Annotated in this window: 9 protein-coding genes and 1 pseudogene; 7 read left to right on the top strand and 3 right to left on the bottom strand. The window is 76.0% G+C overall.

Going from position 1 to position 9791, the window contains the following annotated elements:
• Both ACFQ11_RS35745 and ACFQ11_RS35740 read right to left on the bottom strand, forming a co-directional pair.
• Window positions 1–670 (bottom strand): AAA family ATPase (locus ACFQ11_RS35745; protein ID WP_378307025.1); only part of this gene is annotated, 670 nt, incomplete at its 3' end.
• Complete coding sequence (locus ACFQ11_RS35740; protein WP_378307023.1) at window positions 667–1800, bottom strand: exonuclease SbcCD subunit D; 1134 nt, start codon at window positions 1798–1800, stop codon at window positions 667–669. The genes ACFQ11_RS35745 and ACFQ11_RS35740, both read right to left, overlap by 4 nt.
• 124 nt (window positions 1801–1924) lie before the next feature.
• On the opposite strand from ACFQ11_RS35740, the gene ACFQ11_RS35735 reads away from it, so the two are divergent.
• Together ACFQ11_RS35735 and ACFQ11_RS35730 are read left to right on the top strand one after the other, a co-directional pair.
• Window positions 1925–2611, top strand: coding sequence for a RibD family protein (locus ACFQ11_RS35735; protein ID WP_378307021.1), 687 nt, complete (start codon window positions 1925–1927; stop codon window positions 2609–2611).
• Between the two features lie 8 nt (window positions 2612–2619).
• The gene (locus tag ACFQ11_RS35730; RefSeq protein WP_378307019.1) at window positions 2620–3057 is read left to right on the top strand and encodes a cytidine/deoxycytidylate deaminase family protein; all 438 of its coding nucleotides are present in this window, start codon (window positions 2620–2622) and stop codon (window positions 3055–3057) included.
• Between the two features lie 6 nt (window positions 3058–3063).
• On the opposite strand, the gene ACFQ11_RS35725 is transcribed toward ACFQ11_RS35730, so the two are convergent.
• Window positions 3064–3663, bottom strand: a complete 600-nt coding sequence (locus ACFQ11_RS35725) for a mycothiol-dependent nitroreductase Rv2466c family protein (RefSeq protein ID WP_378307017.1) — start codon at window positions 3661–3663, stop codon at window positions 3064–3066.
• Between the two features lie 137 nt (window positions 3664–3800).
• Here ACFQ11_RS35725 and ACFQ11_RS35720 point away from each other — a divergent pair, with 137 nt between their 5' ends.
• The 5 genes and pseudogenes from ACFQ11_RS35720 to ACFQ11_RS35700 form a co-directional block, all read left to right on the top strand.
• Window positions 3801–5234 (top strand): aldehyde dehydrogenase, encoded by a 1434-nt coding sequence (locus ACFQ11_RS35720; RefSeq protein WP_378307015.1) that lies wholly within the window; start codon window positions 3801–3803, stop codon window positions 5232–5234.
• A gap of 192 nt (window positions 5235–5426) precedes the next feature.
• Entirely contained in the window at window positions 5427–6632 is a 1206-nt protein-coding gene (locus tag ACFQ11_RS35715) for a hypothetical protein (RefSeq protein ID WP_378307013.1), read from the top strand.
• Window positions 6629–7447: a hypothetical protein gene (locus ACFQ11_RS35710; protein WP_378307011.1), complete on the top strand. Its 819-nt coding sequence runs from the start codon at window positions 6629–6631 to the stop codon at window positions 7445–7447. Before ACFQ11_RS35715 ends, ACFQ11_RS35710 begins: the two co-directional genes overlap by 4 nt.
• A complete protein-coding gene (locus tag ACFQ11_RS35705; RefSeq protein WP_378307009.1) occupies window positions 7444–8100 on the top strand; it encodes a DprA-like winged helix domain-containing protein in 657 nt (218 codons plus the stop codon). The genes ACFQ11_RS35710 and ACFQ11_RS35705 overlap by 4 nt, the downstream gene beginning before the upstream one ends.
• Window positions 8097–9791, top strand: a pseudogene (locus ACFQ11_RS35700) (chromosome partitioning protein ParA); the annotation flags it as partial. The gene ACFQ11_RS35705 and the pseudogene ACFQ11_RS35700, both read left to right, overlap by 4 nt.

Raw genomic sequence — 9791 nt, 5'->3', positions numbered from 1 at the left:
CCGCGCCGGTCGCCTCGGCGACGCGGTCGGCGATGGACGCGGCGCGCGCGGCGAGTTCGGCGGTCGCGCGGCCGGTGGCGGCGCGGCGGTCGGCGAGCCACTTCTCGACGTTCGCGAACACCTCGGTGGCGAACAGCTGCTCGAGGACCTTGCGGCGCTCGTCCGCCTTGGCGCGCAGGAACCCGGCGAACTCGCCCTGCGGCAGCATCGCGACCTGGCAGAACTGGACGGCGCTCATGCCGAGCAGGTCGCCGACGAGGTCGCCGGTCTCGTCGATGCGGTTGGACACGCCCGTCCAGCCGCCGTGCCGGAACTCCTCCAGGAGGACCTTGTGGTGCTCCCGTATCGTGCCGGACCCGCGCATTTTGGGACGTTCCCACTCCGGGGAGCGGGTGAGGCGCAGCCGGCGGCCCCGGATCGTCGTCTCCAGGACGACCCTGGGCGCGGCGCCCGGCGCCGCGTGGTCGCTGCGCAGTCCCTTCGCCCGGTTGCGGACGCCGGGGACCTGCCCGTAGAGGGCGAAGCACACGGCGTCGAGGACGCTGGTCTTGCCCGCGCCCGTCCGTCCCTGGACGAGGAACAGCCCGGCGTCCGACAGCGCGTCGAAGTCGATCTCCTCGGTGCCGGAGAACGGGCCGAACGCCGTGACCTCCAGCCGATGCAGCCTCACGCGAGCGACTCCTTCTGGCGGCAGTGCTCGAACGCCTCGTGCAGGAGGGCGCGCTCGTCCGCGCTCGCGGGCGCGCCCGACACCTCGGCGACGAAGTCGCCCGCGATGTCGAGCTCCGACTTCTCCCGGATCCGCTCCGACCAGCCGCGGGGCGCGTCGGCGCCGCCGCCCTCCGGCTCGTACCCGAGGACGAGCGCGTGCGGGAACCGGCGGCGCAGCCGCTCCATCGCGCCGGACGGGCGGCGCGCGTCGGTCAGCGTGATCTGGAGCCAGCGGTCCTCGAACTCCTCGAACCGTGCCTGCCGCAGCAGGTCGTCGAGGCGGCCCCGGATCCGGCCGAGGCGGCGCGGGACGGGCGCCTCCGCGAACTCGGCGTGGACGCCGTCCGCGCGCAGGTCGACCAGCCAGGAGCCCTTGACGTGGTGCTCCTCGGAGAACGAGTAGGCCAGCGGCGAGCCGGAGTAGCGGACGCGGTCGGTGACGGCCCACTTCCCGTGCAGGTGGCCGAGGGCGGCGTAGTCGACGCCGTCGAACACCGACGCGGGGACGTGCGCGGAGCCGCCGACGGAGATGTCGCGCTCGCTGTCGCTGGCCTCGCCGCCGGTGACGAACGCGTGCGCGAGGACGACCGAGCGGACGTCCGGGCCGCGCGCGTCGGCGTCGGCGCGGACGCGGCGCATCGCCTCGGCGAGCACGGCGGCGTGGCTGCGCTCGTCCAGCTCCCACTCGTGCCGGGCGAACTCGGGCTCGAGGTAGGGGATGCCGTAGATCGCGGCGTCGCCGACGAGGACGGGCTCCCCCACGCGGGCGAACTCGGTGCGGACGTGGACGCCGGCGTCGTCCAGGAGCCGCGCCCCCCAGCCGAGCCGGCTCGCCGAGTCGTGGTTTCCGGCGATCAGCACCACCCGGGTCAGCGCCTTCAGCCGCGCCAGCGCGTCGCTGCACAGCCGCACGGCGTCGACGCTCGGCAGCGCCCGGTCGTAGACGTCGCCGGAGACGAGCACGCAGTCCACCCGCTCCGCGCGGACCGTGTCGACGAGGTGGTCGACGAACGCCTCCTGCGCGTCCTTCAGGGACTCGCGGTGGAACGATCTGCCGAGGTGCCAGTCGGAGGTGTGGAGGATTCGCATGTCGGGGGCAACCCTAGGACTCACCTCCGACACATCCGGCGCAGAAACGCCGAGTCGCCACAAAGGATCTTCGATTCCCCGCTTCCGGGCCGGTGCGCGCCCCGGACGCCCTAGTGTTCGACGGGTGAGCGAACGTCCCTACGTCCTGTTGAGCTGCGCGATGTCCGTCGACGGGTACATCGACGACGCGGGCCCGGAGCGGCTGCGGCTGTCGAGCGCCGCGGACTGGGACCGGGTCGACGCGGTGCGCGCGAGCTGCGACGCGATCCTCGTCGGCGCCGGCACCGTCCGCGCCGACGATCCGCGGCTGCTGGTCAAGTCCCCCGCGCGGCGGGAGCGGCGGGTCGCGCGGGGGCTGCCGCCCGACCTGACGAAGGTCACGCTGACCTGGAGCGGCGACGTCGATCCGGACGCCCGGTTCTTCACCACCGGGGAGTCGCCGAAGCTCGTCTACACCGCGTCGGCGGCGGCCGGGGCGCTGGCGGAGCGGCTCGCCGGGCGCGCCGACGCGATCGGCGCCGGGGACCCGCCGGAGCTGACGAACGTGCTCGCCGACCTCGCGGACCGGGGTGTGCGGCGGCTGATGGTGGAGGGCGGCGGCGGCGTCCACACCGCGTTCCTGACCGCCGGGCTGGCCGACGAGCTGCAGCTCGTCGTGGCGCCGTTCTTCGTCGGCGACCCGGCCGCGCCGCGGTTCGTGCACTCGGGCGTGTTCCCGCAGCGCCCGGACCGTCCGATGCGGCTGGAGGAGGTGACCCGCATCGGCGACCTGGTGCTGCTGCGGTACCTGACGGCGGGCCGGCGCGGCTGACGGGCAGGATGGATCCCATGGACGACCACCACTGGCTGCGGCTCGCCTGCGAGCTGGCGGCGCTGTGCCCGCCGTCGCGGACGGCGTTCTCCGTCGGCGCGGTGATCGTCGGCGCGGACGGACGGGAGGTCGCGCGCGGGCACTCGCGGGAGGGCGACCCGCACGACCACGCGGAGGAGGCGGCGCTCGCCAAGACGTCCGGCGACCTGGCGGGCGCGACCGTCTACAGCTCGCTCGAACCCTGCGGGAGGCGCGCGTCCCGGCCCCGGACGTGCGCGGAGCTGATCGTCGCGTCGGGCGCGCGGCGCGTGGTGTTCGCGTGGCGGGAGCCGGCGCTGTTCGTGGAGGGCACGGGCGCCGGGCTGCTGGAGGCGGCGGGCGTCGAGCTCGTGGAGCTGCCCGGGCTGGCGGACCTGGCCCGCGAGCCCAACGCGCACCTGCTCTGACGGCCGTCAGCCGAAGGACGGCTCGGCGTGCGGGCGTCCCTTGAGCTCGTGGAAGCCCTCGACGCCCGCGACCAGCAGCGTCCCGTCCCAGAGCCGCCCGGCCTCCTCCCCGCGCGGGACGCGCGACAGCACCGGGCCGAAGAACGCGACGTCGCCGACCGCGACGATCGGGGTGCCGACGTGGTCGCCGCCGATCCGCCGCAGCGCGCCGGCCGTGGACGCGCGGATCGCGTCGTCGCGCTCGTCCGACTCGGCCGCCGCCGCGAGCCCCGCCGGAAGCCCGGCCTCGGCGAGCGCGGCCGGGATCGTCCGCTCGTCGGTCTCGCCGCGCTCGTGGACGCGGGCGCCGAGCGCGAGGTGGAGGCGCCCGAGCCCGTCCGGGCCGGCGTGCTCCTCGGCGGCGGCGCAGACCCGGGCGGGCAGCCACAGGTAGCCGTCCGGGTCGCCCTCGGGGTCGTCGTCGCGGTTCTCGTTGAGGGCGGCGAGGCTCAGCAGCCGCCAGCGGAGTTCGAGGGGACGGACGCGCGCCGCCTCCAGCAGCCAGCGGGTCGTGATCCAGGTGTACGGGCAGGCGGGATCGACCCAGGCGTCCACGATGTCGGTCATACCGACCTTCCTACCGGATGAGACTGGAGTCTCATCCGCTCTTCCACCGGCCCGGGGGCGCGTGCGATGCTGTCACCAACCAAGCACTCGCTTTGATCACGGACACGGCCGCCCCCGAGGGCAGGAGGCACCCCAGCATGCGCGAGCACGATCGGTTCTTCATCGGCGGCGGGTGGGCCGCCCCGGCCGGAACCGGCACGATCGAGGTCATCTCCCCCCACACCGAAGAGGTCATCGGCCGCGTCCCGGACGGCACCGAGGCCGACATGGACGCCGCCGTCGCGGCGGCGCGGCGGGCGTTCGACGAGGGCCCGTGGCCGCGGATGGCCCCGGCCGAGCGCGCCGAGATCCTGGGGCGGCTGTCGGCGATCTACGCCGAGCGGCAGCAGACGATGGCGGAGCTGGTCACCGCCGAGATGGGCTCGCCGATCGGGTTCTCGATCTTCGGGCAGGCAGCGATCCCGCAGATGGTGCTCCAGTACTACACCGACCTCGCCGCCACCTACACGTGGGAGGACGAGCGCCCGGGCATGCTCGGGCCGGTCACCGTCACCCGCGAGCCCGTCGGGGTCGTCGCGGCGATCGTCCCGTGGAACGTCCCGCAGTTCACGCTCATGCTGAAGCTCGCGCCGGCCCTCATCGCCGGATGCACCGTGGTCGCCAAGCCGTCCCCGGAGACGCCCCTGGACACCTACCTGCTCGCCGAGTGGATCCAGGAGGCGGGTATTCCGGAGGGCGTGGTGAACATCGTCCCCGCCGGGCGCGAGGCCGGCGCGTACCTGGTGGCGCACCCGGACGTCGACAAGGTGTCGTTCACCGGGTCCACCGCCGCCGGACGCAAGATCGGCGCCGTCTGCGGCGAGCAGCTCAAGCGGGTGACGCTCGAGCTCGGCGGCAAGTCCGCGGCGATCGTCCTGGAGGACGCCGACCTGGCCTCGACGGTCGAGGGGTTCAAGCTGGCGTCGCTGATGAACAACGGCGAGGCGTGCGCCGCGCAGACCCGCATCCTCGCCCCCCGCAGCCGCTACGACGAGGTCGCCGACGCCCTCGCCGCGATGGTCGGCGGGCTCACGGTGGGCGACCCGTCCGACTACACCAGCGAGATCGGCCCCCTGGTCGCGCAGCGCCAGCAGGAACGCGTCGAGGGCTACATCCGCCTCGGGCAGGACGAGGGCGCGAAGATCATCACCGGCGGGCTGGACCGCCCCCACGACCGCGGCTGGTACGTCGCCCCGACCGTCTTCGGGGACGTCCGCAACGACATGCGCATCGCCCGCGAGGAGATCTTCGGGCCCGTCCTGGTCCTGATCCCCTACGAGGACGAGGACGACGCGGTCCGCATCGCCAACGACAGCGAGTACGGCCTCGGCGGCTCGGTGTGGACCGCCGACCCCGAGCACGGCGTCGAGGTCGCGCGCCGCATCCGCACCGGGAGCTGCGGCGTCAACATGTACGTCCTCGACCCCAACACCCCGTTCGGCGGCTACAAGAACAGCGGCCTGGGCCGCGAGCTCGGCCCCGAGGGCCTCGCCGCCTACCTCGAGCACAAGTCCATCCCGCGCCAGGGCTGACCCCGGGGTCCACCGTCCGGTCGATGCGGGACCACCCCCGCGCCGACCGGACGGTCGATGCCGGCGCGGGCGTCCCCGGCGCCGTACGGGGAGCACCGGCGGCGTTCGAGCGCGGGCTGCCGCGGCCCGGGGCGGGGGGCTGACGGCGTCCGATTCCGCGATCGTCGGTCCGGAGCCGTACGGTAGTGCGCCGTGTCCCCTACCACCGACGATGAAGCCGCCAGCCTGGACGACGTCCTGGTCGGCGAGGCCGTCCTCGGCGTCTACCGGCAGATGTTCGCGGCGCTCGCGCGCGACAGCGGCGCCGTCGTCGACGATCCCGAACTGGTCGACGTCGCCGAGACGCTGCTCGCCGCGTTCGCCGACGCGGGCGAGGAGGGGCTGAGCCGTGAGCAGATGCGCTACGTGTGCCGGGCGTACCCGTCCGAGGTGTTCGAGAACCGGCTGCGGGTGCTGAAGGGGCTCGGCGCCGTCCGCGAGGTGTTCCCCAAGCCGAACCAGCTCCGGTACCGGGCGTCGTTCACGAGCGTGGTCGGGCTGATGTTCGTCCGGCGGATGATGCTGGACGGCGGGCAGAGCGAGATGCACCGGCTGCTGGCGCTCGAGCAGCTCAACGTCGCCGACCCGCGGATGACGGCCGAGCAGGCGCGCGACGGCGCGGACGGGCTCGCGCGCGCGTTCCGGCTGTGGAGCGTGGAGCTGCTGACGCTGACGAACGGGACGATCGAGGAGCTGCGGGAGCAGGCGCCGAAGCTGTGGGGCACCGAGGAGATCCTGGTGCGCGCCGAGCGGCTGCACGGCGCCATCCTGCGCCGCTGGCCGCAGCTCGACCGCACCTGCACCGACCTGCGCGCCGCGATCTACGCCTACGGGGACGCGTCGCGGCGCGCGGCGGCGCGGCTGTCGGACTCGGCGGGCACCACCCGGAACCTGACGCTGCTGCCGCCGGAGACGTGGCGGACGTTCACCCGGACCGCGTCCCGCGAGGAGCTGGCGGCCGTCCTGGACGGGTTCGTCTTCGACGCGCCCGCGCCGTGGCACGAACCGGCGGCGGTGGTGACGGCCGTCGAGGACGGCCCGCGCGCGACCCCGCCGCGGCCCGCGCCGCCGCGCCCGTCCGTCCCGGACGCGGGCCTGTCCCGCGACACCGGGTCGGACGACGCCGCCGCCGAACGGCTGCGGGCGGTCGCCGAGGAGGCGCTGCGCGGCCGCGACCGCGCCGCCGTCGCCGACGTCCTCGGTGCCGACTGGGCGTCCGCGCGCCGGACGCTCGCCGACCTGTCCGCCGCGCACCTGCACCCCGAGCTGCCGTACCGGCTCGTGTGGGAGGACGGCCTGGACGCGCGGCCCGGCGGGGTTCCCGCCTGGCTGTCCCCGGGATGGTTCGAGCGGGCATGAGCGGACGGACGGACGAAGGGGGCGGTGTGGATCCGCAGGTGCTGGCCCGTGCCCGCGCCCGCGTGCTGGGCGTCCCGTCGATGGACGCGGCGGAACCCGTCCCGTCCGGGGTCCGCACGGCGTCGGACGGCGCCCGCGTGTGGCTCCTGCCGGAGTGGCCGGACGGCGCGACGCCCGCGCTGCTGGAGGAGTACGACACGGCGCCGATGCCGCTGGACCGCGCGGGGCAGGCGCGCCGCGTCCTGGCCGCCGCGCTGCGCTGCTGCTGGCTGCGGCTGGACGACGCCCCGTGGCCCGGGACGCCCGCCCCGGTCGCGCACGTGCTGGAGGTGTACGGGGGGATGACGCGCGGCGACGCCGACCTCGCGCGCCGCTGGGCGACCGGCGAGCTGCGCCGCCTCGCCGACACCGGCTGGCTGCTGCTGGACGAGGACGCGGGCACGGTCCGTCCGGGCCCGCGCACGGCCCTGTGGCCGGAGGGCTCCCTGGCGTCCCTGCGCGACCTCCTCCGCCGCCTCCCCCACCCGCCCCAGACGCCCGAACCGTCCCAGACGGACGAACCGCAGGCGGAGCCGTCCGAGGCGGCGGACGAACCGCAGGCAGGACAGCCGTCGGCGCCGCAGCCGCGAGCGGAGCAGCCGCAGGCGGAGCCGTCGGCGGCGGACGAATCGCAGGCGGAGCGGCCGGCGGCGGAGGAACGGTCGCCGGAACAGCCGCCGCGAGCGGAACCGTCACCATCGGGACCGGCACCATCGGAACCGGCACCAGCGGAACCGGCGTCGTCGGGGGCGCGGGCGGAGGGGCCGGGGCGGTGAGCGAGCTGTTCGAGAGCCTGCTGCGGCCCTACGACGAGCGGCGGCGGGCGGAGCTGGTCGCCGCGTACACGGCGGTGGAGCACGCGGCGGAGCCGGTGCCGGAGGTGCGGTTCCCGGCGCTGCGCGAACCGGCGCTGCGCCGCACGGTCGAGGGGATGCTCGCGCTGAGCGGCCGGACGCTCGTCCGGTCCGACCGGACGAAGTGGATTTCGGGCTACCGCGACGACGTCGCCGCCGAACTGGCGCGCGACCCCGAGTGCGTCCCGCCCGTCCGGGACCGCGCCGTCCTGACGCTGGTGCTGATCCACTCGGTGGCGATCCCGCGCGCCGCCGGGCGGCTCGGCGACGACTCGTGGCTGTCGCCGTTCCCGACGCCGGTCGACGAGCTGCGCCGCCGCACCCAGCTGCCGGTCGGCGAGCTGGACGCGGCGCTGCGGCGGCTGCGGCTCGCCGGGCTGGTGTCGCAGGTCAAGGCGGGTTCGGACGACACGGGCGGGTTCGTCCCCGGCCCGCAGTTCCACCGGCTGACGCCCGCCGCGCGGCGGCGGCTGCAGGAGGAGCTGATCCTGGCGGCCGGGCCGGACTCGCCGCTCGCGGCGGCCATCCGGGCCCGCCGCCGCAACCGGGAAAGCGATCAGGGGGAGAACACGTGACGGCCGTGCTGGAACCGCTCGTCCCGGGCCCGGCCCGGGACGCCGAGAACATCGTCGGCGACCGCACGCTCGTCGCCGTGCAGGCGGTGAACATCTCGCGGCTGTCGACGCACCCGGTGCCGACCGTGCCCGGGACGCTGATCGTGGTGGCCGGGCAGGGGCCGAAGGACTCCAACGGCGCGGGCAAGTCGTCGTTCATCGCCGCGATCACCGCGCTGCTCGGGGACGAGCAGTGGCGGTTCGCGTCCGGCGCCCGGGCCGTCGCGGAGCTGCTGTTCAACGCGGAGCTCGCCGCCCAGGGCGACAGCCGGTGGGCCAGCGCCGACCACGGCTACATCGTCGGCGTCTTCGACCACGCCGACCCGCCGGGCGACGGCGCGGCCGAGGACGGCGAGGAGTCCGCGCTCACCGTCTGGCTGCGCGTGAACGTCGACGCCCCGCACCTGGAGATCCGCTGGCGGCGGGGCGTCCACCTGGCGGCGGCGCCGTCGGAGGCCGACCGGGTCGCGCTCGCCGACAGGCTGTGGGCGGGCCTGCCGCGCAGCGCGGGCCGCCGCGACCTCGTCGCGAAGGACCTGAGCCGCGTCCTGTACGGGGGGCGGGTGCGGTGCGTGTCGTTCCTGTCGACGTCGGTGCGCAGCAAGGTCGCGACGAACCTGCTGTCGCAGCCGCTCAACGAGATCACGCCCGAGCGCATCTTCAGCGCGATCGCGGCGCTGACCGGCCTGGACCGGGAGCTGGAGGCCGAACGGCGGTCCCGCGCGGAGGAGCACCGGGAGCGGGCGAAGGCCGCCGAGGCGTCCGAGCGGCTCGCCGAGTGGGAGCGGGAGGCGGCGACGCTGCTGAAGACGTTCGACCGCCGCGACCGGGCCCGCGCGGACGTCGACGCGGCGCTGCGGCACTGGCGGACCCGGCAGGCGCGGCTGCTCGCGGACGCCGCCGCGGCCGACGCCGCGCTCGCCGCCGAGCAGGAGGCGCTGCGCGCCGAGGCCGACGAGCTGGCCGCCGCCGCGAAGGCCGCCGAGCAGGAGATGGAGCAGCTCACCGGCGGCGCACTGGACGAGCAGGTCGCGTCCGCGGAGTCGGCGCTCGCCGAGCTGAAGGGGCGGGTGGACCGGCTCGGCGCGGACAAGGCCGTCGCGCAGGACCGCCTGGAGGAGCTGCGCCGCCGCGTCGCGGAGCTGGAGGAGCGGCGCCGCGACGCCGACGGCCGCGACGAGGCCGCCGCCCGGGAGGGCCTCGCCGCCGCGGAGACCCGCCGGGACGAGGCGCAGCAGGAGTTCGGGATGGCGCGCGGCGCCGTCGCCCGCGCCGAACGGGCCCTCGCCGAGGCGGAGGCGGGCGCGAGCAGCGCCCCCGCGCAGATCCGCGCGCTCGCCGCCGCCGGGATCGCGGCGGTCGGCCTGCTGGACGCGGTCGAACTGGCCCCCGGCGTCCGGGACCGGTGGGAGGCCGCGCTGTGGCCGTACCGGGAGGCCGTCGTCGTCGGGACGGCCGACCTCGACGCCGCGGCGGACGCCCTGAAGGAGCTCCCGGGCTCGATGATCGTCCCCGCGGACGGCGACGTCGCCCGCGCCACGGAGACCGCGCCGAGCACCACCGGCCCGGACGGCGCCGCGGGCCCGGACGGCGCCGCGGACGCGGGACGCGCGACGGACCCGGCGCGGGCGGCGGGGGCGGGCGGGGGCGGG

This window comes from Actinomadura sediminis (assembly GCF_042675525.1).
GTDB lineage: Bacteria > Actinomycetota > Actinomycetes > Streptosporangiales > Streptosporangiaceae > Spirillospora > Spirillospora sediminis.
Note: the sequence above shows the minus strand (reverse complement) of the source record. Positions and strands in the feature narration are given on the sequence as shown.

Excerpts from the sequence above, each read along its gene's own strand:
- ACFQ11_RS35725 (WP_378307017.1), bottom strand. The coding sequence starts at position 3,663 with ATGACCGACATCGTGGACGCCTGGGTCGATCCCGCCTGCCCGTACACC.
- ACFQ11_RS35740 (WP_378307023.1), bottom strand. The coding sequence starts at position 1,800 with ATGCGAATCCTCCACACCTCCGACTGGCACCTCGGCAGATCGTTCCAC.
- ACFQ11_RS35720 (WP_378307015.1), top strand. The coding sequence starts at position 3,801 with ATGCGCGAGCACGATCGGTTCTTCATCGGCGGCGGGTGGGCCGCCCCG.
- ACFQ11_RS35730 (WP_378307019.1), top strand. The coding sequence starts at position 2,620 with ATGGATCCCATGGACGACCACCACTGGCTGCGGCTCGCCTGCGAGCTG.
- ACFQ11_RS35710 (WP_378307011.1), top strand. The coding sequence starts at position 6,629 with ATGAGCGGACGGACGGACGAAGGGGGCGGTGTGGATCCGCAGGTGCTG.